This window comes from uncultured Sphingomonas sp. (assembly GCF_964250165.1).
Taxonomy (GTDB): Bacteria; Pseudomonadota; Alphaproteobacteria; order Sphingomonadales; family Sphingomonadaceae; genus Sphingomonas.
Genome location: NZ_CAXUEK010000040.1, coordinates 1 through 24,602, shown reverse-complemented (window position 1 = coordinate 24,602; position 24,602 = coordinate 1). Strand labels below are relative to the sequence as shown.

General features: G+C 70.5%; 25 protein-coding genes, 1 tRNA gene and 1 pseudogene. 15 read left to right on the top strand and 12 right to left on the bottom strand.

What is annotated here, in order from left to right; genetic code table 11:
- Nucleotides 1-75: 75 nt before the first annotated feature.
- Nucleotides 76-1,794 (bottom strand): DUF1800 family protein, encoded by a 1,719-nt coding sequence (locus tag ACFE64_RS09705; protein WP_375392258.1) that lies wholly within the window; start codon nt 1,792-1,794, stop codon nt 76-78.
- Between the two features lie 162 nt (nt 1,795-1,956).
- On the opposite strand from ACFE64_RS09705, the gene ACFE64_RS09700 reads away from it, so the two are divergent.
- On the top strand, nt 1,957-3,354 hold the full coding sequence (locus tag ACFE64_RS09700; RefSeq protein ID WP_375392257.1) for a phosphomannomutase/phosphoglucomutase: 1,398 nt from the start codon (nt 1,957-1,959) through the stop codon (nt 3,352-3,354).
- Here ACFE64_RS09700 and ACFE64_RS09695 read toward each other — a convergent pair.
- From ACFE64_RS09695 to ACFE64_RS09670, 6 genes are read right to left on the bottom strand one after another with little or no spacing between them, the layout of a single operon-like run.
- Nucleotides 3,329-4,273, bottom strand: coding sequence for a GNAT family N-acetyltransferase (locus ACFE64_RS09695; protein WP_375392256.1), 945 nt, complete (start codon nt 4,271-4,273; stop codon nt 3,329-3,331). The two genes, ACFE64_RS09700 and ACFE64_RS09695, sit on opposite strands and share 26 nt — an antisense overlap.
- Nucleotides 4,270-5,103 carry a class I SAM-dependent methyltransferase gene (locus ACFE64_RS09690; protein WP_375392255.1) on the bottom strand — a complete coding sequence of 278 codons (834 nt, stop codon included), beginning with the start codon at nt 5,101-5,103 and terminating at the stop codon, nt 4,270-4,272. Before ACFE64_RS09690 ends, ACFE64_RS09695 begins: the two co-directional genes overlap by 4 nt.
- Entirely contained in the window at nt 5,100-6,128 is a 1,029-nt protein-coding gene (locus ACFE64_RS09685; protein WP_375392254.1) for a glycosyltransferase family 4 protein, read from the bottom strand. The genes ACFE64_RS09690 and ACFE64_RS09685 overlap by 4 nt, the downstream gene beginning before the upstream one ends.
- Nucleotides 6,122-6,895 carry a PIG-L family deacetylase gene (locus ACFE64_RS09680; RefSeq protein WP_375392253.1) on the bottom strand — a complete coding sequence of 258 codons (774 nt, stop codon included), beginning with the start codon at nt 6,893-6,895 and terminating at the stop codon, nt 6,122-6,124. The genes ACFE64_RS09685 and ACFE64_RS09680 overlap by 7 nt, the downstream gene beginning before the upstream one ends.
- Nucleotides 6,892-7,620, bottom strand: coding sequence for a sugar phosphate nucleotidyltransferase (locus ACFE64_RS09675; protein WP_375392252.1), 729 nt, complete (start codon nt 7,618-7,620; stop codon nt 6,892-6,894). Before ACFE64_RS09675 ends, ACFE64_RS09680 begins: the two co-directional genes overlap by 4 nt.
- Nucleotides 7,620-8,702, bottom strand: a complete 1,083-nt coding sequence (locus ACFE64_RS09670; RefSeq protein WP_375392251.1) for a glycosyltransferase — start codon at nt 8,700-8,702, stop codon at nt 7,620-7,622. The genes ACFE64_RS09675 and ACFE64_RS09670 overlap by 1 nt, the downstream gene beginning before the upstream one ends.
- A 139-nt stretch (nt 8,703-8,841) precedes the next feature.
- Here ACFE64_RS09670 and ACFE64_RS09665 point away from each other — a divergent pair, with 139 nt between their 5' ends.
- A complete protein-coding gene (locus tag ACFE64_RS09665; RefSeq protein WP_375392250.1) occupies nt 8,842-11,091 on the top strand; it encodes a transferrin receptor-like dimerization domain-containing protein in 2,250 nt (749 codons plus the stop codon).
- A 206-nt stretch (nt 11,092-11,297) separates the two neighbouring features.
- Here the strand turns inward: ACFE64_RS09665 and ACFE64_RS09660 are convergent, their stop codons facing one another.
- Together ACFE64_RS09660 and ACFE64_RS09655 are read right to left on the bottom strand one after the other, a co-directional pair.
- A complete protein-coding gene (locus tag ACFE64_RS09660) occupies nt 11,298-14,699 on the bottom strand; it encodes a glycosyltransferase (protein WP_375392249.1) in 3,402 nt (1,133 codons plus the stop codon).
- A gap of 76 nt (nt 14,700-14,775) precedes the next feature.
- Nucleotides 14,776-14,883 (bottom strand): annotated as a pseudogene (locus tag ACFE64_RS09655) (PEPxxWA-CTERM sorting domain-containing protein); the annotation flags it as partial.
- A gap of 638 nt (nt 14,884-15,521) precedes the next feature.
- Here ACFE64_RS09655 and ACFE64_RS09650 point away from each other — a divergent pair.
- On the top strand, nt 15,522-16,499 hold the full coding sequence (locus tag ACFE64_RS09650; RefSeq protein ID WP_375392248.1) for a GGDEF domain-containing protein: 978 nt from the start codon (nt 15,522-15,524) through the stop codon (nt 16,497-16,499).
- 165 nt (nt 16,500-16,664) lie between these two features.
- The gene (locus tag ACFE64_RS09645; protein WP_375392247.1) at nt 16,665-17,360 is read left to right on the top strand and encodes a hypothetical protein; all 696 of its coding nucleotides are present in this window, start codon (nt 16,665-16,667) and stop codon (nt 17,358-17,360) included.
- A gap of 120 nt (nt 17,361-17,480) precedes the next feature.
- On the opposite strand, the gene ACFE64_RS09640 is transcribed toward ACFE64_RS09645, so the two are convergent.
- Nucleotides 17,481-17,570, bottom strand: a tRNA-Ser gene (locus ACFE64_RS09640).
- A 110-nt stretch (nt 17,571-17,680) separates the two neighbouring features.
- Between ACFE64_RS09640 and hspQ the strand changes: the two genes are divergently transcribed.
- From hspQ to ACFE64_RS09600, 8 genes are all read left to right on the top strand, one after another.
- A complete protein-coding gene (gene hspQ, locus ACFE64_RS09635; RefSeq protein ID WP_375392246.1) occupies nt 17,681-18,061 on the top strand; it encodes a heat shock protein HspQ in 381 nt (126 codons plus the stop codon).
- Nucleotides 18,062-18,257: 196 nt separating this feature from the next.
- Nucleotides 18,258-18,554, top strand: coding sequence for a 50S ribosomal protein L21 (rplU, locus tag ACFE64_RS09630; RefSeq protein WP_375392260.1), 297 nt, complete (start codon nt 18,258-18,260; stop codon nt 18,552-18,554).
- A gap of 22 nt (nt 18,555-18,576) precedes the next feature.
- Nucleotides 18,577-18,876, top strand: coding sequence for a 50S ribosomal protein L27 (gene rpmA, locus ACFE64_RS09625; RefSeq protein ID WP_375392245.1), 300 nt, complete (start codon nt 18,577-18,579; stop codon nt 18,874-18,876).
- 168 nt (nt 18,877-19,044) lie between these two features.
- Nucleotides 19,045-19,554: a GNAT family N-acetyltransferase gene (locus ACFE64_RS09620; protein WP_375392244.1), complete on the top strand. Its 510-nt coding sequence runs from the start codon at nt 19,045-19,047 to the stop codon at nt 19,552-19,554.
- Nucleotides 19,555-19,727: 173 nt separating this feature from the next.
- Entirely contained in the window at nt 19,728-20,312 is a 585-nt protein-coding gene (locus tag ACFE64_RS09615) for a TetR/AcrR family transcriptional regulator (protein WP_375392243.1), read from the top strand.
- Complete coding sequence (locus tag ACFE64_RS09610; protein ID WP_375392242.1) at nt 20,309-20,584, top strand: hypothetical protein; 276 nt, start codon at nt 20,309-20,311, stop codon at nt 20,582-20,584. Before ACFE64_RS09615 ends, ACFE64_RS09610 begins: the two co-directional genes overlap by 4 nt.
- Before the next feature lie 32 nt (nt 20,585-20,616).
- Nucleotides 20,617-21,666 (top strand): GTPase ObgE, encoded by a 1,050-nt coding sequence (gene obgE, locus ACFE64_RS09605; RefSeq protein ID WP_375392241.1) that lies wholly within the window; start codon nt 20,617-20,619, stop codon nt 21,664-21,666.
- A gap of 19 nt (nt 21,667-21,685) precedes the next feature.
- Nucleotides 21,686-22,069: a Uma2 family endonuclease gene (locus tag ACFE64_RS09600; protein WP_375392240.1), complete on the top strand. Its 384-nt coding sequence runs from the start codon at nt 21,686-21,688 to the stop codon at nt 22,067-22,069.
- On the opposite strand, the gene ACFE64_RS09595 is transcribed toward ACFE64_RS09600, so the two are convergent.
- Together ACFE64_RS09595 and ACFE64_RS09590 are read right to left on the bottom strand one after the other, a co-directional pair.
- A protein-coding gene (locus ACFE64_RS09595) for an IS5 family transposase (RefSeq protein WP_375392239.1) occupies nt 22,059-22,825 on the bottom strand; the annotation gives its coding sequence in 2 pieces (ribosomal slippage) (nt 22,059-22,501 and nt 22,501-22,825; 768 coding nt in all). The two genes, ACFE64_RS09600 and ACFE64_RS09595, sit on opposite strands and share 11 nt — an antisense overlap.
- A gap of 44 nt (nt 22,826-22,869) precedes the next feature.
- Nucleotides 22,870-23,199 (bottom strand): hypothetical protein, encoded by a 330-nt coding sequence (locus ACFE64_RS09590; RefSeq protein ID WP_375392238.1) that lies wholly within the window; start codon nt 23,197-23,199, stop codon nt 22,870-22,872.
- Between the two features lie 121 nt (nt 23,200-23,320).
- Here ACFE64_RS09590 and ACFE64_RS09585 point away from each other — a divergent pair, with 121 nt between their 5' ends.
- From ACFE64_RS09585 to ACFE64_RS09575, 3 genes are all read left to right on the top strand, one after another.
- A complete protein-coding gene (locus ACFE64_RS09585; protein WP_375392237.1) occupies nt 23,321-23,467 on the top strand; it encodes a hypothetical protein in 147 nt (48 codons plus the stop codon).
- A 38-nt stretch (nt 23,468-23,505) separates the two neighbouring features.
- The gene (locus ACFE64_RS09580; protein WP_375392236.1) at nt 23,506-24,399 is read left to right on the top strand and encodes an SDR family oxidoreductase; all 894 of its coding nucleotides are present in this window, start codon (nt 23,506-23,508) and stop codon (nt 24,397-24,399) included.
- 40 nt (nt 24,400-24,439) lie between these two features.
- On the top strand, nt 24,440-24,602 hold a 163-nt coding region (locus ACFE64_RS09575; protein ID WP_375392259.1), incomplete at its 3' end, for an acyl carrier protein.

Genomic DNA, 24,602 nt, shown 5'->3' with positions numbered 1-24,602 from the left:
CGCCTGCGAGGCCGAGCGCGCCGCTGCGCTTCAGGAAGGCGCGGCGGGACTGGTCGTGCTCGAAGCAGCTCATGGTCACCTCACCGTCAGATAGTCGGGCGACGCAAGCGTCAGGAGGATGGCGGTGTTGACGCGGTTCTGGGCGGCGTTGGTCGCGGTGGTCGCGATCGAGTCCACCGCCGCCTTGATCGACGCGACCGTCGCCGTTGAGAGCTGCCCCGCCGCGAGCGTGGCGTTGATGTCGTCGACCAACGCCTGGCTGTCGGTCGCCTTGGCGAGGATGGCGGTGTAATCCGCCTTCACGTCGCCCGTGCCGTTGGTGACCAGCGCATACATGTAGTTCACGTAGGCGACGACGGTCTGCTCGTTGGTAATCTGGAACTCGGGCGCGACGAGGCCGGCGGCGCTGAGCGCGGTCGCGGGCGGCGTGTAGCCGGGGCGAAAGAAGTTGAAGACGGTCTGGCTGCGCCCCGGCGACTGGCCGAGCCGGTTGGTCGTCGACGACGTGTCGCCGATCGCCCAGGCGTTGGACGGCGAGGTCGCGCCATAGGCGCGCGCCCAGCCGGTCAGCCGCATCACCGGCTCGCGCAGCTTGCCCGCCGTTGTGCTCGCCAGCGCGGCGTCGGAGCGGGCCTCGGTGTCGGTCAGGATCGCGCGGATCACCGCCTGCATGTCGCCGCGCACGCCCTTGCCGTTGTCGGCGAAGGCGGCGGCGACGCGCCCGACATAGGCCGGCGACGGGTTGGACGTGACCAGCCGCTGGATCAGCTGCCGGGAGACGAACGGCGCGATGTTGCCGTGCGCGAAGATGGTGTCGAGGGCGGTCTTGATCGCCGCCGTGCCGCCGCCGCTGATTGTCGCGCCGAGGAAGGTGGACGTGCCGGTCTCGTTGATCGAGGCGGTCATCACCAACGGCTGCCGGTAGCGCGCCGGCGTGGTGGAGTCGGAGGTGGCGAGCGACAGCCCCGTGAATACGCGCGCCAGGCCCGAGACGTCGGCCGGCTTGTAGGTCTCCACCGGTGCGCCGCCGGCGGTCTGGACGGTGCCGTCCATGTTGAGGTTGTAGAGCCCCAGCGTGAACAGCTGCATCAGCTCGCGGGCGTAGTTCTCGTCGGGCTCGGCCCCCGTCGTCGCGTTCGCCTTGCGGTTGCCCAGGAACGTCAGAAACGATCCCATCGCCGCGTTGTAGGTGATGCCGTCCAGCAGCGCGCGGAAGTTGCCGAACGCGTTGTCGAGCAGCACGTCCATATAGGCGGCCATCGCGAACTGCTTCCAGTTCAGGTTGACCGCCGAGATGCCGACCACCAGCATGTCGAGCAGCGCCATGCCGACGCGCTGGCGCAGCTGGTCGGACGCGGTGATCAGCTGGCTCCAGATCGCCGGATCCCAACCCGTCTCGGCATTGATATTGGCCGCGACGTTGTAACCGTTCGCGGTGAGCCAGTCCCACAGCGTCGTCGTGCGGGCGGTCGCGAACTGGGCGGTGATCCAGTCGTCATAGCCCTTGGCGATCACCGTCTGGATGTCGGCGGCGGTCGCGCCCATCGTCGCCTGCGCGAGGAAGCGGCTGGCCTGCTGCGTGGTCGGCGGCGCGGCGACCACGATGACCGGCGGCGTCGCGCCGGTCGGTGCCGCGCCGGTGCTGCCGGTTCCGCTGTCGCCGCTCGCGCCGCAGGCGGCCAGCGCCAGGGCGAGCGCGGGCGTCGCGGCCGCCCAGGACGACGTGAGCGTCTCCGGCGCGCCCTCGTCGAGCATCGGCGCATTGCCAGCCGACGAGGCTTCGGTATCCAGCATTCCCCACCCCGCAAACCGAGCGGCACCGGCCTTGGCCAGCGCCACACGTTTCACCCTCGCGCTTTTTACCCGCCAAACCCTTACCGAAACAGGTAAATACATTTCGACCGACCGCTGTTCGGCTCGGATCGGGAGCTATTCGCCGAAGAAAGCGCCACCACCATGACCCTGGGTCAAGTTGCTGACAAGACTGACGGTTTTGATCTCCAACATGAGATCCAGCTGCGGCTGGTCCGCAGCTATGACCTGCGCGGCGTGGTCGGCGCGGAGCTGACCGAGGCCGACGCGCACGCGCTCGGGCTTCGTCTCGCCACGGCGGCGCGGGCGCGGGGCGGACGGCGGATCGCGGTCGGTTATGACGGCCGCCTCTCCTCCCCGGCGCTGGCCGCGGCGCTCACCGCAGGGCTGGTCGCGGCGGGCGCGGAGGCGCTGACGATCGGGCGCGGGCCGACGGGCATGCTCTATCACGCCGTCCACGCGCATGATCTCGACGGCGGCGTGATGGTGACCGGCTCGCACAACCCGGCCGACCAGAACGGCTTCAAGCTGCTGATCGGAAAGGCGCCGGTATTCGGCGCGGCGTTGCGCGCGCTGGTCGAGGCGCCCGCAGCGGCCGCGCCCGGCGGCGACACGGTGCAGCTGACGGTGGAGGACGCCTATTGCGCCCGGCTGCTCGACGCTGCGAAGGGTGCGCCGGCGCTGCGGGCGGTCTGGGACCCCGGCAACGGCGCGGCGGGCGACATCGTGAGCCGGCTCGCCGCGGCGTTGCCCGGCGAGCACCATGTCATCAATGCCGAGGTGGACGGTAACTTCCCCGCGCACCACCCTGACCCCTCCGTGCCGGACAACCTCCGCCAGCTGCGCGACGCGGTGCTCGCCCGCCACGCCCATCTCGGCATCGCCTTCGACGGCGATGGCGACCGCATCGGCGTGGTGGATGGTGACGGCGAGATCGTGTGGCCCGACCAGCTGCTGCTGTTCCTGGCGCAGGCGATCCTGCGCGCGCGACCCGGCGCGCCGATCGTGTTCGACGTGAAATCTAGCCGCGTGCTCGCCGATGGGATCGCTGCCGCCGGCGGGCAGGCGGTGCTGTCGCCGTCCGGCTATGTGCTGGTGCGCGAGCGTATGCTTGGCAAGGGCGCGCCGCTCGCGGGCGAGATGAGCGGGCACATCTTCTATGCCGACGGCTGGGACGGGACCGACGACGCGCTGCACGTCGCGATGCGGCTGCTCCGCGCGCTGCGGGCACCCGACGCCCTTACGGCATTCCGTCGCAGCCTGCCCGTCACCTTCGCGACGCCCGAGCTGCGCCTGCCGTGCGCCGACGCGGAGAAGGCATTCGTGCTCAGCCGTGTATCGGACGCTCTTGCCGCGGAACATGCGAAGGTGGACCGCACCGACGGCCTGCGCGTCAGCGAGCCGGATGGCTGGTGGCTGCTGCGCGCGTCGGGCACCGAGCCCAAGCTGACGGCGCGGGTCGAGGGCTGGAGCGAAGCGGCGCGCGATCGGCTGGCGGCGGGGCTCTACGCCCGGCTCACCGCCGCCGGATGGTCCGCCTGACGGTGCGCGTCGCCTGCGCGCCCCATTGGTATTTGTACGGCTCCTCGCCGCGCAGGAAGTGAAACTCGGCCGCGCCGTCCGCCACCGCCCGCTCGATCAGGGTCGCGAACGCCATCGAGCCGAAGCTCTGGCCGGGCACGTCGGTGGCCACGCCGTTGATGTAGGAATAGCCGCGGCGCTCGTCGCCGAAGCCGAGCAGCACCGCCACGATCTGGCCGCCGAAGCGGACGGTCGCGAGCCGGAGCAACCCAGCCTCCGCCAGCGCCGGCGCGGCGGTGCGGTGGAAAGCCTGTACGCGCGGATCGGCCAGTACCCCCCCCTGGCCCGCCGCGCTCCATCGTGCCGCGTGCAGCGCGAAAAGCGCGTCCAACGCCGCTGCGATCCCTTCCGATCCGACGATCGCTTCCGCCGCTCCCCCGGCATGCGTGGCGCGGTGGCGATCGTGGACGACCTTGCGCCGCTGCGACTTGGACAGGGCGGGCAGCAGCGGGCCGTGCGCCGGCAACAGCAGGACCGGGCAGACCTCGCCCGGCTCGTCGATGGCGATCCACGTTTCCGGGACGCGGCCGAGCAGGGGCGAGTCCGGCCTGAGATCAGGTAGCAGCACCTCGTCCCATTCGTCTCCGATCGCGTCGATTTCAGCCCATAGCCGGGCAACCGCGTCGGGCGCGGCGGGGTCCACCAGCGCGTCGCAATAGTCGCTGTGCCCAGCCCCGATCGGGACCAGCCGCCGCGCATCGCCGTCGTGCCAGACGAACATCGGCAACGCGGCGACCAGTCGTCCGCCCTCGCGCACCGTCAGGTCGATTTGCTCGCCGCCGCCGAGATGCGCCTGCCACGCGTCCAGCCAGCCCGGCGATTGAAATGGCGTCGCGCGCGGATCGCGCCGCCACAGCGCCCAATGCTCCTCCCCCGTCATCCGCCCCGTCGCAGGTGGAAGCCCGTCCCGTCCCAGATCGCGAACGGCCGGTCGCCGCTGCGGACGAGCGTCAAGCCGTGCGCCGCCGCCAATGCCTCGGCGTCGCTCCGGTCCAGCACGAGATTTCCCCGGTAAGACCAGTTGAAGACGAGAAAATCGCCGCCAGCGGCGAGCACGCGCGCCACCTCGCCCACCATGCCGCCGACGGCTTCGGGCCCGGCGGGAACCAGGAACGGGAAGCTGTCGACCGCGAGCACGCAATCGAAGCTGGCCTCGGCGAACCCGGCCAGATCGCGGCCGTTGACCTGCTCGAAGCGCACGCGCGCACCCGCGCGTTCCCGCGCCGCCGCCACCATGCCGCCGGACACGTCGACGCCCGTTACCGCCGCCGCCTCGTCCGCGAGCGCCAGCGCGACACGGCCGATGCCGCAGCCGAGATCCAGCACCCGCCGGCCCGCCGGGTCCGCCCAGGCGCGGATCACCGCCACCAGCTCCGCCGTGGCAGCCGCCAGCGCGGCCGGATCGCCGAAGCTGTAGAACGCCACCCCCGCTTCGGGCGCCTCGCGCGCCAGCCGGTCGAACAGCACGGCGCTGCCCGCCACCGCATCGGGTCCCGGATCGAAGCCGGCGCGCGCCAGCGCGCTGAGCTCGGGCAGCCGATGACGATGCGCCTCCGCCAGCGCCGCGAGCCGCGCGAGCGGGCCGGGCTCGGCCCACGCGGCCAGGGCGTCGGGATCGGGCGGCTCACCGGACAGCAGCAGCTGCGCCAGCGCGATCTCCGGCGAGATCTCCCCGGCCGCGCAGCGCCGCAGCACGTCGGCATCGATCACGCCGCGAGCCGATGGTAGAGGTCGAGATAGGCCGCCGTGGTCCGCCGCAGCGAGAAACGCTCGCACGCCGCCCGCCGGCACGCGGCGGGGTCGATCGCGTCGATGCGCCCGATCGCCGCCGCCATCCCTGCGACATCGTCGACCACGAAGCCGGTGACGCCGTCGTCGACGATCTCCGGCAGCGCGCCGGCGCGATACGCGATCACCGGCGTGCCCGACGCCAGCGCCTCCATCGCGACCAGGGATGAGGTCTCGGGCGCGGTCGAGGGGATCAGCAGGCATCGCGCGCGCTGGAGCAGTCGCCGTTTCTGCGCGCCCGCGACCGGACCGATATAGCGTCGCCAGCGGTCGAGGCGCGGCCGCACCTGCTCGATGAAATAGCGCAGGTGCGCGGCATAGGGAAACAGCTTGCCCGCCGCGATCAGTGGCACCCCCGCCTCGCGCGCCGCGTCGGCCGCGTCGTGAAAGCCCTTTTCCGGCGCGACCCGGCCGAGCACGACCGCGAAGTCGCCGCGCGACACTCCGGGGCGGTAGGCGTCTTCGTCGACGCCGTTGGGGATCGGATCGAGCAGCCGCGCCGTCGCCGGTGCGCGGCCCGCCTGATGATGCGAGACGGGGGAGAGGAACGTCCGCGGTCGCGTCGGCGTCAGCGCGCCCTCGGCATACCAGTCGGGCGGCATGTGCAGCGTGGCGAGCGCCGGAACGCCGGACGCCGGCAGATAGTCGGGGAAATCGATGCCGTGCAGGTGGACGAGATCGACCCGCTCGCGCGCGAGCACGCCGGCGATCGCGTCGCGCGTCGCCCCGTGCGCGGCGGTCCGGTCGGCGTCGCCGATCACGGCCGGCACGCGCGGCAAGGAGATCAGCTCGCCTGCCACCGCCGAGCCGTCCGGCGCGATCACGATCGAGCGGTGCCCGGCCGCGACCAGCGCGCGGTCGAGCTGGGCCAGCACCTGCTCCGCGCCGCCCGCCGGATCGGCCGTCACGGGAGCGAGCGGATAGCTGACCGACAGCAGCGTCAGCACGCCGCCAGCTCCCGCGCCGCCGCCTCGCGCCAGCGGGCCGACGTCATCGTCCAGCCAAATCCGTCATATAATGCCTCGCCGGGCGGCGGCGGCGCCATGAAGTCGTAGCGCGGGGCGGCGCGCCATCGCTCCTCCGAGGGTCGCCAGGCGCCGAACACGTCCGCCTGCGTGACATGCGCGCGCAGCCCGGCGTCGATCCGCGCCGCCTCTGCGGGCGCGATCGGTCGGGTATGCTCGCGCGGGCCAGGCCAGAAGCGGCCGAATACGCGCTGGCCTTCCAGCTGGTGGTAGCAGGCGAACTCGACGACCGGGATGGCGAGCCGGTCCGCCGCGCGACGCACGGCGAGCGCGGCGGCGTCATGATCGGGGTGGCCGCCCTCATAAGGGTGGGTAACGACGACCGTAGCGCCGGCCAGGTCCGCCGTCAGTCGCGTCTCGAGCGCCTCCAGCACCAGCACCGCCGCCTGGTCGCGCACGCCGTAACCGCGCCGCTCGCCCGTGTAGCCGAGCGCAGTCAGCGCCGCGTCCAGCTCCGCCGCGCGCGCGGCCGCATAGGCTGCGCGCGTCGCGAAACCCAGCCGCCGCGCGTCCGTCATGGCGGCCGGCGCGCCGTCCGTGAGGTGGATCAGCAGCCCGTCGCCGAGCCGGCCCAGCAGCGGCCCGGCCCACAGCGTCTCGTCGTCCGGATGCGCGACCACCACCGCGACGCGCTCGGCGATCCCGTCGCCGCCTGCCAGCCGCGCAGCCCAGCGGTCCCCTGCGCTCACGGCTGTGCGCCCAGCATCCGCACGGCCTCGCGCCAGCCGCCCAGCGTCCCGACATCGACGTAGCGCTCGCCGGCGCGCACGCCGACCGCCTCGTTGCCGCGCGCCAGCCAGGCGTTGACGAGCGTGCCGATATATTCGTCGCCGCGCCCCGGCTCGCGCCACAGCGCGCACAGCTCGTGCAGTACCCGGCCCGGCATCTTGATCGCGCCCCACACCCAATGCGAGCGCGCGCCGGGCCGCTTGACCTCGATCTCCTCGACGCGATCGCCCTCCCCCAGCGACACCGCATCGAACAGCGAGGGATCGTCGACCGGGAAGAGCAGGAACGACAGCCGGTCGTCGGGCAGCCGCGCGAGCGCGTCCGCGGGGAACCAGATCGTGTCCGGCAGGCCGATCAGCACCGGCTCGTCCGGCGCGACCAGCGGGCAGGCACGGAAGATCGCGTCGCACAACCCGGCGGCCTGGGGCTGGACGACGAAGGCGACGTCGGCCCGGCCTATCCCGCCGCCGTAATAGCGCACGATGTCCGACTTGGTCGGCGAGATCACGAAGCAGATCTTGGTCGCGCCGCCCGCAATCATGCGCTCGACCAGATACTCGCTGACCGCCTTGGGCCGCTCGGCGCCGTCCTCGCCGACGCGGTGGCCAACAGGCAGCAGCTCCTTGGAGAAAGCGAGCGGCTGGATGCGCGTGCCGTTGCCGGCGGCGGGGATGATGCCCCACATCACGCGGCGGCCGACGCCGGCCGACGGGCGCGCTCGATCCGCTGGACGAACTCGCGCGCGCGCACGGCGGAGGAGTGCTCCGCCAGCACCCGCGCGCGCGCGGCGTCGGCGATCCGCCGCAGCTCGGTGTCGTCGCGGTCGAGCGCGGCCAGCACGTCATCCGCGGTGTCGGCCAGCAGGATCTCCTCCCCCGGCGTGAAGAACCGGTCGAGCCCGTCCCAATCGTCCGACACGATCGGCGCGCCGCACGCGGCCGCCTCGAACAACCGGCCCGACGGGCACCAGCCCATCGCCGCCATGTCGCGTCGGGTGACGTTGAGCGTCAGGCGCGACGAGCAGAAGAAGGCCGGATGATCGGCCGGCCCGACATGGTCCATGAAGTGGATGTTCGGCTGCCACGGGAAGTCGGCGGGATAGCTGGAGCCGCCGAGCACGAACCGGCGATCGGGCCGGCGTGCGGCGGGGCCCACGAACAGCTGCTCGACGGCGGCCTGCCGATCCGCGGCGAAGGTGCCGAGATAGGACAGGTCGCCGCGGAACATCGCCACCGGCGGCACGGGCCGGTGCGCCGCCGGGTCGACATGGCCGTAGAGCGGCAGCGCACGGCGCGCCCCGAGCCGTGTCGTCAGCGCGTCGAGCGCCGGGCCGCCGGTGTAGCTCAGCACCAGGTCGAACAGACCGAGCCCGTCCTCGGGCAGATACGCGACCGCCTCGCCCGCGGCGAGCCGCGCCAGCGTGACGGGGGTGTCGAGATCGTAGAAGATGGCGGTGCCCCGCCCCTCCGCCGCGATCAGCGCTGCCGCGGCCCGCGCGTCCGGGCAATAGGAGGTGACGATCAGCGCGTCGGCATCGAGCAGCTCGCGCTTGACCGCCAGCACCTCGGCCCAGTCGCGATACAGCAGCAGCCTGCCGCCCGGCAGCGCGTGGAGGTCGCGCGTGTCGCGATACCAGGGCACGTCGCGCTCGACGAAGGTGACATAGTGGCCGTCCACCGCCAGCGCCCGGATCAGCCCGCGCCACAAGGTCGCATGGCCGTTGCCCCAGGACGAGCTGACCGTCAGCCCCCAGATGACGATCCGCAACCCGCTCTCCCCTTGTCGTCGTCGGCCGAACGGACCGGTTACGCGGCCGTTGCGTTCACGGCGAGCCGAATCTGCGGGCGGGCAACTTGCGTCAAGCGGATCGGCCCCGCATGGTGCGCGGGCAAAGAGGGAACGGCGCATGAAGACCTTCCGCATCCTGGCGACCGCGAGCGCGCTCGCGCTGGCCGGCGCGGCGACCGCGCAGCTCGCGCCGGGCGCGGATCCGAAGGCGGTCGAGGCGGCGTTCGACGCCGGCGTGTCGAGCCAGGATCAGCTCGACTGGCTGCGGCAGATGTCGTCGGCCCCCAACCAGGTCGGCAGCCCGCACGACAAGGCCAACGCCGAGTTCATGCTGGCGAAGTTCAAGGAATGGGGCTGGGACGCGCATCTCGAGCAGTTCGAGGTGCTCTACCCGACGCCGATCACCACCACCGTGGAGATGGTCGCGCCCGAGCACATGACGCTGGGCGGGCAGGAGCCCCCGGTCCCCGGCGACGACACCTCCGCCAACACCGCCGGCGCGCTGCCACCCTATGTCGCCTATCAGGGCGACGGCGACGTCACCGCCGACCTGGTCTACGTCAATTACGGCATGCCCGCCGATTACGAGGCGCTCGCCCGGCGCGGGATCGCCGTGAAGGGCAAGATCGCCATCGCGCGCTACGGCGTCGGCTGGCGCGGGCTCAAGCCCAAGCTGGCGCAGGATCATGGCGCGGTCGGCACGATCATCTATTCGGACCCCGACGACGACGGCTACGGCGCGGGCGACGTTTACCCGCGTGGCGGCGCGCGCCCCGAGCAGGGGGTGCAGCGGGGCTCGGTGCAGGACATCACCAACTATCCCGGCGATCCGCTGACCCCCGGCATCGGCGCGACGCCGGGCGCGAAGCGGCTGACCCGCCAGACGGCGCCGACGATCCTCAGGATCCCGGTGCTGCCAATGAGCTATGCCGACGCGGCCAAGCTGCTGGCGCGGCTGGGCGGGCCGTTCGCGCCGACCGGTTGGCGCGGCGGCCTGCCCTTCGCCTATCATCTCGGCGGCGACGGCGCGGTGAAGGTGCATCTGGCGGTCAAGTCCGACTGGAAGCTGACGCCGATCTATGACGTGATCGCGACGCTGAAGGGGGCGCGATATCCCGATCAGTGGGTGATCCGCGGCAACCACCATGACGGCTGGGTGTTCGGCGCGTCCGATCCCTTGTCGGGCAACGTCGCGATGATGAGCGAGGCCAAGGCGCTGGGGCAGCTGTGGCAGCAGGGATGGCGGCCGGCGCGGACGATCGTCTATACCGGGTGGGACGCCGAGGAGCCGGGCCTGCTCGGCTCGACCGAATGGGCGGAAACGCACGCGGCCGAGCTGAAGGCCAAGGGCGTGCTCTACATCAACAGCGACAGCAACGGCCGCGGCTTCCTCCATGGCGAGGGCAGCCACGACTGGCAGCACCTGGTCAACGTCGTCGCCGCGGACGTGACCGATCCCGAAACCGGGGCCACGGTGGCGGAGCGCAGCCGCGCGGGGGTGCGCGTCGCCGCCTTCGATCGCCTGTCGCGGGCGGGCGACACCGAGCTGGCGGCCGCCGAGAAGGGCGGCGACCTGCCGATCGGCGCGCTCGGCTCGGGCTCCGACTATTCGGCCTATCTCCAGCACCTCGGATTGCCGGCACTCGATCTGGGCTTCGGCGGCGAGAGCGAGAGCGGCGGGGTCTACCATTCGGTTTATGACAGCTTCCATCACATGACGACCTTCGACGACCCCGGGCTGAAATACGGCGCGGCGCTGTCCAAGGTGGTCGGGCGGCTGGTGCTGCGCGTCGCGGACGCGGACACGCCGCCGCAGCGCTTCGGCGACTTCGCCGACACGGTCTCGACCTATCTGACGCAGGTGAAGACGCTGGCCGAGGATCGCCGTGCCGAGGACCGCAAGCGCGAGAGGCTCCTGGCCGATGGCGCGTTCCGCCTCGCCGCCGATCCGCTCAAGCCGGTCGGTGCGGCGGCCGCGGCGGCGCGCACGCCCTATGTGGAGCTGGCCGCGCTGGAGGATGCGGTGGACCGGCTGCAGGCGGCGGCGACGGCCTACGACCGCGCCTATGCCGACACGGGCGCGAAGCTGGATCCGGTGCGGCGCGACCGGCTCAACGCGCAGCTCCGTGACATCGACCAGCTGCTCCTCGACGAGCGCGGGCTGCCGGGACGGCCCTGGTACCGGAACCTCGTCTATGCGCCGGGCCGCTTCACCGGCTATGGCGCAAAGACGCTGCCCGGCGTCCGCGAGGCGATCGAGGAGCGGCGCTTCGCGGACGCCAACGATTATGCGGCGCGCACGGCCGCCGTGCTGACCGCCTATGCGGCACGGCTCGACCAGGCTCGCGCGACCGTCGAAGGCCGGTAGGGCGGGCGCTTCCAGGGGGGGCTAACCGGGAATAGGGGCGCCCCGCAAACTATTACCTTGCGGCGAACCCGAGGCCGCAGCCCAGGTGCGAACGGTTCGATACGGGCTGCGGCCTTTGCCGGGTAGGCGGGTCAGCTCAGCGCCGCAAGCGGTGCGGCGAGCCGAGGTGCAGCGGTTCCCCGCACCTTCCGACTGGTCTCCCATCGTCATCTGCCGGCGGCGCGCGGATCGCCCGGCCCCGCCCCCGAGCGACCGCTGCGTTCCAGCTTGCCCCAGCCGACGCTCGGACCGCGGATCGCCTGCACCAGCGCCTTGAGCACGACGTAATACATCACCTGCCGATAACCGATCCGCTGCGGGATCAGCAGCCACAGCAGGCGCCATCGCTCGCGCCGCTCCAGCGCGAAGGCCACCACCGCCGAGAGCAGGTCGATGGCGGTGAAGATCAGCCAGAAGGTCAGCATCTTGCCGACATCGGTCTGCGTCTGCGCCCAGCCATGCTCGTGCACCCGCAGCACCGTCGCCACGACGCTCATCACCAGCGCCAGATCGATGATCGGCGACACGGCGGCGAGCAGGATCTGGAACACCATCGCCTGCGGCAAGCCGACCCACGCCAGCCCGCGGGGACGGCCGGTCGCCAGCACGCCCATATGCTTCCACAGGCACTGCAACGTGCCGAATGCCCAGCGGAAGCGCTGCTTGGCGAGGCCGCGCAGGCTCTCGGGCGCCTCGGTCCAGGCGACCGCATATTGGTCGTACTGCACGCGCCAGCCGGCGCGCTGGATGGCGATGGTGAGGTCCTGGTCCTCGGCAAGCGTATCGACCGGATACCCGCCGACCGCCTTCAGCGTCGCCGTCCGCCACGCTCCCACCGCGCCCGGCACCACCGTCATCGCGTTCAGACGGGCGAGCGCGCGCCGCTCCAGGTTCTGCGCGGTGATATATTCCAGCGCCTGCCAGCGGGTGATCAGGTTCACCCGGTTGCCGACCTTCGCGTTCCCCGCGACCGCACCCAGCTTGGGGTCGGCGAACCAGCGCGCGAGCCGGGCGATGGTGGTCGGCTCGAACTGCGTATCGGCGTCGAGCGCGATCACCACCTCGCTCTCCACGCCCGCGAGCGCGGTGTTGAGCGCGCGCGCCTTGCCGCCGTTCTGCAGCGTCAGCAGGCGCACGCGCGGATCGTCCGCGAAGGCCTCACGGACCACGGCGCTGGTGCGGTCGCGCGAACCGTCGTCGATGACGACGACGGACAGCTCCACGTCGCGGCTGTCGAGCACGCGTCGCACCGCGCGCTCGATCACGCGCTCTTCGTTGAAGGCGGGGATCAGCACCGTCACGCGGCGCGCGGGGTCGATCGGGGGGAAGACGCTCAGCGCCTCGCGCCGCGCCTGCACCAGCGCCAGCCCCGACAGCGTCACCGCGCGCGCGATGCCGAGCGTGATGGCGACGGTGAACAGCCATTTCAGCGCGATCGATGCCCAGCCCAGCGCCAGGAACAGCGCGAGATCGGCGCGCGCCGCGGCAAGGTCGCTGGCGGCGATCGGCGGGTTCACCACGTCGCGGCGCCAGCCGGCCAGGTCCGAGACGGGAACGAAGCGATAGCCCTTCGCGCGCAACGCATCGATCAGCAGCGGGAGCGCCGCGACCGTCTGCGAACGATTGCCCCCGGCATCGTGCAGCAGGACGACGTTGCGGCTGCAATTCTCCTGACCGTCCACGGGGCAGGTCGCGGCGCCGCTGGTGATCTGGTCCAGCGTCGCGTCGACGATCTGCTGGACGCCGGGCCGTTTCCAGTCGCCGGGATCGACATGCAGGCCGACGGACAGATAGCCCATCTGCTGGGCCTCGGCGACGGGCACGATTTCGTCCGCCGTGGTCGGCTCGGCATCCCCGAAATAGGGCGCCCGGAACAGGCGCAGCGAGCGGCCCGTGAACGCCTGGAACAGGCGCTGGTTGGCGTTCAGCTCCAGCCGCGTCTCGCCCGGCGTCGCCTGCGCCAGGTTGGGATGCGTATAGGTGTGGCTGCCGACCTCATGGCCTTCGGCAAGCTCGCGCTGCAGCAGCCCGCGCTCGGTCAGCGCGTTCTCGCCAATCACGAAAAAGGTCGCGGGCACCTGCTTCGCCTTGAGCACGTCGAGGATGCGCGGCGTCCAGTAATAATCCGGCCCGTCATCGAAGGTGAGCGCCACCAGGCCGTGGCGGAAGCCGGTGCGCTGCACCTGATAGGGGCTCGGCAGCTGATCGAAGCGCTCGTCGACCACCGTGCCCATCGCGTCGGTCTGGATGCGGCGCCGGCCGGCGACCGGCAGCCCGCCGATCCGCAGGATCTCGCCCGCGCCCTCGATATCGACGTTGGTGCCGGCCGGGATCTGCTGGATCACGCTCGCCGCCGGCAGCACCGGATTGTCGCGGCCCCAGAAGTTCCACAGCGAGGGATCCTCGCTGCCCAGCCGCCACAGGGCGATCGAGCGCACGCCCATCCGATGCAGCGCCGCGACCTGGTTGCGCACCGATGCGCCGTCGGCGAGCCACACCTCGTGATGGGCACCCGCCTCGTCATAGCTGAAATGGCTGTCGCCGCTGGCGGCGTCGAAGATCGGGGTGACGCCGCTGTCGCGCGCGGTCAGCCACGCCTCTTCGACCGAGTCCGCGTCGGTGTCGGTCGATCCGGCCGTCCAGTTATAGGCGTAGGAGCCGACGGCGACGATCAGCCGGTTCGGGGGCACCACCCGCTGCGCGCGGGCCACCACGGCCTCGAACCAGCCCTGCGACGCAATCGGTCCCGCGGGGCCGCCCTGATAATGTTCGTCATAGGCCATCAGGAACAGCTTGTCGGCGACGCGGGCATAGGCGGCGAGGTCCCAGTCCGGATCGTCCGCGGGCACCGCGATCGCCGCGATCCAGTTGCGCCGGGCAAAGCGCGCGTGCGTCTCCGCCAGGAACAGGCGATAGTCGGGCTGGGCGGCCACAGGCAGGTTCTCGAAATCGAAGAAGGCGCCCTGCGCACCGTTCGCGGCGAGCAGCGCCTCTACCTGGTCGAGCAGGTGCGCGCGGGCGGCGGAATCGTGGAGCAGCGCCGCCATGCCCGGCCCGTCCCAATTCCCCTCGATCGCGTTCTGGATCATCGGCAGCAGCGCCGGCCGATGCAGCGCCCGCGCCAGGATGGCGCGGCCGCGAATGTCGGGAAAGGTGGTGACGCGGTGGTCGGGGCCGGTGATCGAGACCCAGCCCGGGATCAGCCAGTCCAGCTCCTCGACATGCCGCTGCAGCGTGGCGGCGCTGGCGTCGTCCCAGGGTGCATGGAAGCCGATCGCGAGCGGGCGGTTGGGGTCCGCCGCCGAGCCGCTCCACAGCCGCCGCACCACGCGAGCGGTGCGCCGGAGCGAACGGTCGGAACGCCGCAGGAAGTCGCCGTTGCGTCCCGGCGGCGCGGGCGTGCCGTGCTCGACCTGGAAGGGCAGCTGCGATTGCGGCGCGACCTCGACGATGGTGCCCGCGAACGCGATGGCTGCAAGCAGCAACAGCGCCGCGAAGGCGAGCGTGGCGAGGCCGAAACGCCGCCGCCGCCGCCCCGACACATCATAGAAGACCGCCCGTTCCGCCATTCCGCCGCGAGTGCCGTCCCCGCGCCGCGCGCGCAAGTGACAAGCGCGTCAACCGCCGCCGGTTCGGCCGCGTCGTTCAGGCCACGGCGCGCCCGACCGGCCGCCGGCGCAGCGCGACTCCCGCCGCGGCGAAGCCGGCCGCCATCATCGCCCAGCTCGCCGGCTCGGGAACGCCGCCGCTGACGAGAAAGGTCGCCGCGATGCCGGCATCGTCATGGCACCCATCCTGCTCCGTCCTCGGCGCGCAGGAGCTGTAGGTATATCGAAGGTTCTGCCCGGTCAGCACCCCGGCGACGTCCGTGATCGTCCCGGTGAACAGTCCCTCGCTACGGACCGAGCCGTAGCTGAAATCGTTGCCGCCCTCCTGCAGATCCCACGTGAACGACGGCGTGACAACGGGAGCCATCCACCCCTCAAGCCCCGTCGGCCAGATGAAGCTCGTGCCGGACACGATGCCGCTCACCTGCACCGTGGTGACGGTCGCCTCCGCCGGGGCGACGGCGATCACGGCGCCGGCAGTGACGAGGCAAGCTGCAGGGTCGAACGCATATGTTTGCCTCCGGTGGCGTCGCGACGACGAAATTGACGAGGTAAAACGCCGCGCCCCATACGAATTAGCACCAAGCGACGGGGGTTCCCAGCGTCTTCCGCCACCCGACACCGTCATGTGCAGCCCGGCAATGACGGCGCGCGCGCGTGTCCGTCAGGCGGGTACTTGACTCCCGGTCGGCCGGCGCCGGCGACTCGACCGGTCGGGCCGTCGCTGCCTTAACCCGGATTTAGGGTTGGTCCGGCAACGAGAGCAGCGGCTAGGGACTAGGCGTGGTGAAGGCGATCAAGGCGGTATCCGAGCAGGCATTGGGATTCCTGGATGTCCAGCGGCTGCCCCCGTCGCCCGCCAATTACGCACTCGCCTTCGCCTGCCGCGACGGCGGTCATCCCGAGCTCGCCCGCACCGTGGATGCGCTGCTGGAGGGCGGAGTGCGGCTGAAGCAGGTCGAGGCGGCGACGCTGTATGAGGAGTTTCTCGGCCACGTCGCGACCGCCGCACCGGCGCCTGCCGCCCCGCCCGGATCGGACCGGCTCCGCCACCAGGCACTGCGTCTTGCCGATCTCGCCGCCTCCGCCTCCGCCGTCACGGGCGAGTTCAGCCGCGAGCTGACCGATCGGCTGCCCGAGCTGGCGACCGCCGGCCCGGATACGCTGGAGCAGCTGGCGCTGGTCGCGATCGAGCGCGCTCGCCGCTCGGAGCAGGCGCTGGCGACGACAACGGCCGAGCTCGGCGACCTGCGCCAGCAGCTGGAGACGGCGCAGGGTGACGCCGGGCGCGACGCGCTCACCGGCCTGCCCAACCGGCGCGGCATCGACGCGCACCTGGCGGCGACGGTCCGGGCGGGCGGGCCTGCGGTGCTGGCGATCTGCGACATCGATCGGTTCAAGACCTGTAACGACCGCTACGGCCATGCGGTCGGCGATCGCGTGCTGAAGATGGTCGCCCACTCGCTGGGCGAGACGCTCAAGGGTCACTTCGTCGGCCGCTGGGGCGGCGAGGAGTTCCTGGTCGTGCTCGGCGCCGGTCTGGCCGAGGGCGTGGCCCTGATCGAGCGCGCCAGGACGGACCTGGGCGCCCGCCATTTCAAGCTGCGCGAGACGGACGAGCCGATGGGCCGCATCACCTTCTCCGCCGGCGCGGTCGCGCTGCCCGCCGATCCCGCCGGACTGGAAGCGGCGCTCGCCCGCGCCGACGCGCTGCTCTACCGCGCCAAGGAGGCGGGCCGCGACCGCGTGCTGGCGGACTGAGCCAGGTCCCGCCGCGGCGAAGCCGCGACATCGGTTGCAGCTGCGCCGTGGCGGGCCACGGACGATAGTGATGATCACTACGTTTACGCCATAGCACTATGATGGCAGGATCGAAGCAAGGTCTAGGACCGCATGGGAGCCCTCGGACGACGCGGAGCGGTGAGTATGGTGCATATGCTTGATACTGTGGACTGGATCGGCGACGGCGACGACGTCGACTTCTGCCAAGCAATCGAGCGCGTCTTCGACATCCGCCTGCGATCACGTCTGCCGTGGACGACGTTCGGTGAGGTGCGTGAGCACGTCGTCGCCCAAATCGCGGCTCGTGGTCGTGCTGGCACAATCTGCGCCACTCAGATGACGTTCTACAGGATTCGCAGCGCGCTTGGCCTTGGGCGGGAAGTCGGGCCGGAAACGCCGGTGGCGGGACTTGTCGGTAAGCGCATGCGCCAAGCCTTTAACGATTTGGAAGCCGAGACCGGCCTGAAGATGCCCACGACGAGAGCCGGATGGCTTGGGATCGTAGGCGGTCTTTGTTTTGTCGCCGCGGTTGCCGTTCTCGCCCTTTCGACGCTGCCACCGCCGCTTCGTATTTTTGCCGCTGGAGCAAGTGCCTATGGGGGGCTCTGGTTACGGCACAGCGACCGCCGCCGACTGCCTCACGGGTGCAACACAATCGGCGATCTGGCTCGGATGGTCACGGACCAGAACCGCGGTAGACTCGCACGCGACGGCGCGCGCCTCACCGACCCAGAGATATGGCAAATCATACAACGGCTCGCAGCGCAGGAAAGTGGGATCAATCCCGATCTTATCGGACCGGGAACGACCTTCTTCCGCAGCAAGAAGCGAGCCGCCTGACGACCGATGCGCGATCCCAGCGAGGACTGATGCTGGCGCTTCCGATTGTTTTCCTGGACGCCGATATTCTGCGACTGCGCGGCGTAGCGACGGCGGCAAAGGCGTGCAATCGGCGGCGAGTGGCGGAGAGGGTGGGATTCGAACCCACGGTGCCCGTAAAGGCACAACGGTTTTCGAGACCGTCCCAATCGACCACTCTGGCACCTCTCCGCGAGGCCCGCGCACGGGCGGCGGCCGGTCGAGCGGCGGCCCGTAGAGCAAAGCCCTCGCGCTCGCAAGCATCCGCTTGCGCGCGTTCCGCCGTGTCCTAAATAGGCCTCATGTCGCGTCACCCCACCGCCGGCCAGCCTACCCGGGCCGATCCCGCCGCCCCGCCGATCGCGCTCGCGCGCTTCACGATCGGCGACGTGGTGCGGCATCGCATGTTCGATTTCCGCGGCGTGATCTTCGATGTCGATCCCGTCTTCGCCAATACCGAGGAATGGTACCAGGCGATCCCCGAAGGCATTCGCCCGCGCAAGGACCAGCCCTTCTACCACCTGCTCGCCGAGAACATGGAATCGAGCTACGTCGCCTATGTCAGCCAGCAGAACCTGGTGCCCGACGACAGCGACGAGCCGGTGGACCACCCCGCGATCGCCGGCATCTTCACCGGTTACGAGGACGGGCGGTACCGGTTGCGGAGCGAACACAAGCACTGAGCGGCCGGCCTACTCGTGCGCAAGCCCGAGCCGGATTCGCCACGGCGGCCAGCCGGGCTCGTCCGACGGGGTGGCGTTCAGGAGCGCGAACAGCCAGCGTTGCGGTTGACAGCCGCCGCCCGCCCCCTTAGCAGGCGCGCTTTCCCGGCGAGGCGTGGCTTCGCGGGGTAATGACAGTCGGGAAGTGACCAAGGCCATGTTCGCAATCGTGCGCACGGGCGGCAAGCAGTATCGCGTCGCCGCCGGAGACAAGATCGTCGTCGATCGGATGGACGGCGAAGCTGGAGCGTCGGTGACGCTGGGCGACGTGCTGCTCGCGGGCGAAGGCGCGGAGCTGCGCGACGCCGCCGGCCTGACCGTCGCCGCCGAGATCGTCGCGCAGGCGAAGGCCGACAAGGTCATTGTCTTCAAGAAGCGCCGCCGCCACAATTACCGCCGCCGCAACGGGCACCGCCAGCAGCACACGATCCTGAAGATCGTGTCGGTCGGCTGAGCGGCGCGAAGGAGCATCTGAGATGGCACATAAGAAAGCAGGCGGCTCGTCGCGCAATGGTCGCGACTCCGCGGGTCGGCGCCTCGGCGTGAAGAAGTTCGGCGGGCAGGATTGCGTCGCCGGCAACATCCTGGTGCGCCAGCGCGGCACGAAATTCTATCCTGGCCGCAATGTGGGGATGGGCAAGGACCATACCCTGTTCGCGCTCGTCGACGGCCGCGTGGCGTTCGCCGAGGGCAAGCTCGGCCGAAAATTCTGTTCGGTCGTGTTGGCGGCGAACGACGTCGCGCCGGCCGACGACATGGCCGTCGCGGCCGAATAATCGGGCGTACCATGCGGGTCGCCCACCAGGGCGACCCGGGTCCATCGGACCAGCCAACAAGGGAGACGGGTCCGCCCCGGCTCCCTTTTTCTTTGCTCCCTCAGCCAGGCTGTCGCGGACGCGTCATCGGGACGTGCTCGGGCGGCCGTGACGAAAGGGGAGCCGGCGATGTTCGCCCGTACGGATAGATTGACGCTGAGGCCCGGCTGGCCGGAGGACGCGCCCGCGCTTGCCGCCGCGATCGCGCACGAGGCGGTGGCATTCAAGCTGTCGCGCCTGCCCTGGCCCTACACGCTGGCGGATGCGGAAACCTGGCTCGGCACGCCGCCACGACCAGGCAACCACGCAATGCTGATCTTCGCGCACGACCGCGAAGTCGCTCCCGAGCTGGTCGGCGGCATCGGCCTGCATCCGCACGGAGAAGCGCCCGAGATCGGCTATTGGCTCACGCCGGCCGCCTGGGGCCGCGGCTATGCGACCGAGGCGGGCCGCGCCGCCGTCGCCATCGCGCGCCACGCGCTCGGCCTGCCCAGGCTGCTCGGCCGCCACATGGTCGACAATCCGGCGTCGGGCCACGTCCTGCGCAAGCTCGGCTTCCGTGAGACCGGCCATGGCCGCCTGCCCTGCTTCGCGCGCGGCGAGGAGGTGGATTGCGTCACCTTCGAGCTGGCGCTGTGATCCTCCCCGCTTTGCGGGGAGGGGACCATCGCGCTAGCGATAGTGGAGAGGGTTCCGTCACAAGCGATGCACCTGGTTCGGAACCCCCTCCCCCACCGGCTCACGCCGACGATCCCCCTCCCCATCCCGGGGAGGATTGTATTTTCGCACCATCTCCCCGACACTGATCGGCCATGTCCGTCACATCCCTGCCGCGCCGCCGCCTCTCCCCCGAGGCGTCGCGCGACGCCGCGCTCGACGCCGCGCGCGCGCTGCTGGTCGAGAGCGGCCCGCAGGCGGTGACGCTGAAGGCGGTGGCGGCGCGGATCGGGCGCACGCACGCCAACGTCCTGCACCATTTCGGCTCCGCCTACGGGCTGCAGCAGGCACTGATCGCGCGCATGGCGGCGTTCATCACGTCCACCATCCGCGAGGCGGTGCTGCGCCAGCGCCGTGCGGATAATCCCAATCCGCAGGAAGTGGTCGACCTCGCCTTCGACGCGTTCGACACCGGCGGCGCGGGGGCGCTGGCGAGCTGGATGATCCTCAGCGGCAACGAGGACGCGCTCGACCCGATCCTGACCGCAATCCACGACCTGGTCGACGACCTCGCGGCCGACCACAAGGACGAGGCCCCGCTGGCGGACGAGACGCTGACGCTGGTGCTGATGGCGCTGGGCAACGCGCTGCTGGGCGGGCCCTTGGCGCGCGCGCTGGGGGTGCCGCGGGACCGGGCGCGGGTGCTGGCGCGGGGGATGCTGGTGGCGGGGCGGGGGTGATCTTCGCGATCGAGGACGAGGCGCATGGCGCGCCGGGAGCGACCTTCGGGACCGGGCAAGAAGTACGAACCGAGCTGCGTCGGCTCGCCGGGATCGCCCGGGATGAAGAGCCGAACCGGGCGCCTTGCACGAGCTGGCAGACGTGCGATCGTCGGGTCGCGTATGATGACGCGCTGACGCCGTGGCGAACGCTGACCCGGACCCATGGGCTCGACATCTCGGCGGAAGGTGTCCGCCGGCGGGAGCAACCCTCGTCAATCCGCACGGGGTGACGTCGGCAGGCCAAAGCGGCTAAGCGCCAACGGTGCACTTCTTAGACCAAGCCAAGATCTTCGTCCGCTCAGGTTCCGGCGGCCCCGGGGCCGTGTCCTTCCGGCGCGAGAAGTTCATCGAATATGGCGGCCCCGACGGCGGCAACGGCGGCAAGGGCGGGGACATCGTGTTCGAGGCGGTGGCCGGGCTCAACACCCTGATCGACTTCCGCTACACCCAGCATTTTCGTGCGCCGCGGGGCTCGGGCGGGTCGGGCGGCAACCGGACCGGCGCCGGCGGCGACGACCTCGTGATCCGCGTGCCCGTCGGCACGCAGGTGCTGGCCGACGACGAGGAGCGCACGCTGCTGCTCGACCTGACGCAGGTCGGCCAGCAGGTCGTCTTCTTCCGCGGCGGCGACGGCGGGCGCGGCAACGCCAGCTACAAGACCTCCACCAATCGCGCACCGCGCCAGCACGGCACCGGCTGGCCGAGCGAGGAGGCCTGGGTCTGGCTGCGGCTGAAACTGCTCGCCGATGCCGGGCTGGTCGGGCTGCCCAATGCCGGCAAGTCGACCTTCATCAACGCCGTCACCAACGCGCAGGCGAAGGTCGGCGCCTACGCGTTCACCACCACGCGCCCGCAGCTCGGCGTCGTGCGCCACCACCAGCGCGAGTTCGTGATCGCCGACATCCCCGGCCTGATCGAAGGGGCGGCCGAGGGGGCGGGCATCGGCGACCGTTTCCTGGGACATATCGAGCGGTGCCGCGTCCTCCTCCACCTGGTCGACGCGCAGGATGCCGACGTGGCGCAGAGCTGGCGCATCGTGCGCGACGAGCTGGCGGCGTATGGTGCCGGGCTGGACGACAAGCCCTATGTCCTCGCGCTCAACAAGATCGACACGCTCGACGACGAGCTGATCGCCGCGCTCTGCGGCGAGCTGGAGGAGGCGAGCGGCCGCCCGGTCATCCCGCTCTCCGCCGCCGCCGGCACCGGCCTCGACTGGGCGCTCGACCAGCTTCTCGACGCCATCGGCCCGGGCCCCGCCGCGATCCCCACCGACGAAGAAGGCGAGGACGCGGTGGAGTGGTCGCCGGTTTGAGCCGATGTCGCGGTCTGCTATGAGTGCCCGATGGCGACGCAACCCCGATTACCCACTGCTGACCGCCGAAGAATTCCTGCAGATCGACTTCGGCGAACGCAAGGCCGAGCTGGACAACGGCATCATCCGCATGATGGCGGGCGGCACGGCCCGGCACGCGCGTGTGCAGGCCGCCATTCTGGTTGCGCTGACGGTTAGGCTGCGGGGAAGCCGATGCACCCCGTATAAGTCAGACATGGCGATCCGGACGCACGACCGCTCGATCCGCTACCCGGACGTAACGGTCTTCTGCGGTCATGACGGGCGGGAGGATGACGACGCCAAGTCTTTCGACGACCCTCGGGTAGTATTTGAAGTATTGTCGTCAGGGACGTCTCGCACTGACCTGCGCGTTAGGCCGTAGACTCATAAGTGCGCAGCCACAGCCGCATTGATGCGAGCTGGACCATTGCAAGGAAGTTGGCGGCGAGCTTGTCGTAGCGGGTGGCGACGCGACGGAAGTGCTTCAGCTTGGAGAAGAAGCGCTCGATCAGGTTGCGCTCGCGATAGAGCCGTTTGCTGAAGCAGGGCTTCCACTTGCGATTGCTCTTGGGCGGGATGTTGGGCGTGGCGCCCTGGTCCTGGATAAGCCCGCGGATGCGGTCGGCGTCGTAGGCCTTGTCCGCCAGCACGATGGTGTGCGGGCCGAGGTGATCGAGCAGGCGGTCTACGATCTGGCCGTCGTGCGTCTGCCCTGCGGTGAGGCCGAGCCGGATCGAGAGCCCCTGCGCATCGACGACGACGTGGATCTTGGTTGTAAGCCCGCCTCGGCTGCGACCGAGACAATGATCTGGACCCCCCTTTTTGCCGTCGCAGCCTGCTGGTGCGCCCGGATGGAAGTGCTGTCGATCATCTGGATTTGGCCGTCGTGCGCGGCGCTGATGGCGTCCATTAGCCGGTCCCACACACCTGCCTGCCGCCATCGATTGAAACGATTGTAGCAGGTCGTTCGTGGCCCGTATCGCTCGGGCAGGTCGCGCCACGGTGCCCCGGATCGCAGCACCCAGCAGATGCCGTTCAGTACGCGGCGGTCATCGACGCGCGGCACGCCTCTCGGCTTGTTGGGCAACAGCGGCTCGATCACGCGCCACTCGAAGTCGGTCAGGTCATATCGGCTCATGCCGATGCTGAATCATAATCGGCATATCGGGTGAAGTGGGAAAGTCACTGATCCGACTGAAAAATCTCAAACGCCAGTGCTTCCAGATCGTCATCCCCAGCGGGGGAGATCGGCCGTGAATGTTCGTCAGAAAGGCGATACTCCTGCTGCGAACCCCCAAGAGAACCCGCACCTGCAAGACCTATCAACAATGTGTAGAACGTATCGGTGAGGGCAATGTCGAGTGCCGCAATGACCTCCGCCCTCTGCTGTTGGCTCAAGTTGGCCGCATGAAGATGAGCGCTCACCGCCGATGCAGACCCTTGATCCGCATACAGCGCCAGCAAAGCGTCACGCTCTTCTTTGCACGCTTCAACGAACTCTCGTGTCGTCATCCTGCCCCCTCGCCGGGCACAGCATAGCTACAACCCGCCGCGCGGGAAACAGGCACGATTTATGGGTTCACGACCTAAATTACCGGAGTATAAGGCGCTGACGAGCGTCGACACGATCGTCTTGGTCGACATCGCAACCGAGCGCCTTCGCGTCTTGCAGCGCACCGGATCGCGCAGTTGGACCGATGACGATCATGACGAGCCGTATGACGTAACGCTGGTATCCCTCGGCATCGTCCTGTCCCATGCAGAGATCTTCGCCCGCTGACGTGGCGCCGGATGGCGCGACGGACTAGCGTCGGTGCCATGCATCTCGCCCTCACCGGCGGCACCGGCTTCGTCGGCAGCCATGTCCTCGAACTGGCGCTCGCCCAAGGTCACCGCGTCCGCGCGCTCACCCGCCGGCCGCAGCCGCCGCGCGACGGCGTCGTATGGATCGAGGGCGACCTCGCCAGCCCCGGCGCGCTCGCCGAGGGTGCGGACGCGGCAATCCACGTGGCGGGCGTCGTCAACGCGCCCGATCGCGCCGGCTTCGCCGCCGGCAACATCGCCGGGACCGAGCGCATCCTCGCCGCCGCCCAGGCCGCGGGCGTGAAACGCTTCATCGCCGTCTCCTCGCTGGCCGCGCGCGAGCCCGGATTGTCGGCCTATGGCTGGTCCAAGGCGCAGGCCGATGCGCGGACGACGGAGTCCGGGCTCGACTGGACGATCGTGCGGCCGCCCGCGATCTTCGGGCCGCGCGATCTCGAGCTGCTGGAGCTGTTCCGCCTCGCGCGTCGCCACATCGTCCCACTGCCGCCCGCCGGCGGCCGCATGTCGCTGCTCGCGGTCGAGGACCTCGCGCGCCTGCTGCTCACCCTCGCCGCCGGCGACGCGCTCCTGCGTCGGGTCGTCGAGCCCGACGACGGCGCGCCGGACGGTTGGGATCATCGCGACCTCGCCCGCGCGATCGGCACGGCGGTCGGCGCGCGCGTGCTCCCCCTCCCCCTACCCCGCCCCTTGCTGGGCGCCGCTGCCGTCGCCGACCGGGCGCTGCGTGGCGCCAGAGCGAAGCTGACCCGCGACCGGGTCGCCTATTTCTGCCATCCCGACTGGGTGGCGCACGATCGGCCGCCCCCGGACGTATGGCGACCGCAGTGCGCTACTCCCGAGGCGCTCGCCGCCACCGCGCGGTGGTATCGCGCGGAAGGGTTGCTATAGCGCCTCGCCTTGGCCGCATTGCGCCGTTACCGGGAGGCTCATGAGCGACCGCGACCAAATCCTAGCCACTGTCGAGGCGCAGATCGCGCCCTTCAACAAGAAGGGCGTGGCGTTGAGCGAGGCGACGACCTTCCAGACCGATCTGGAATGGGACAGCCTGACCGTGATGGATTTCGTCGCGGCGATCGAGGACGAGTTCGACA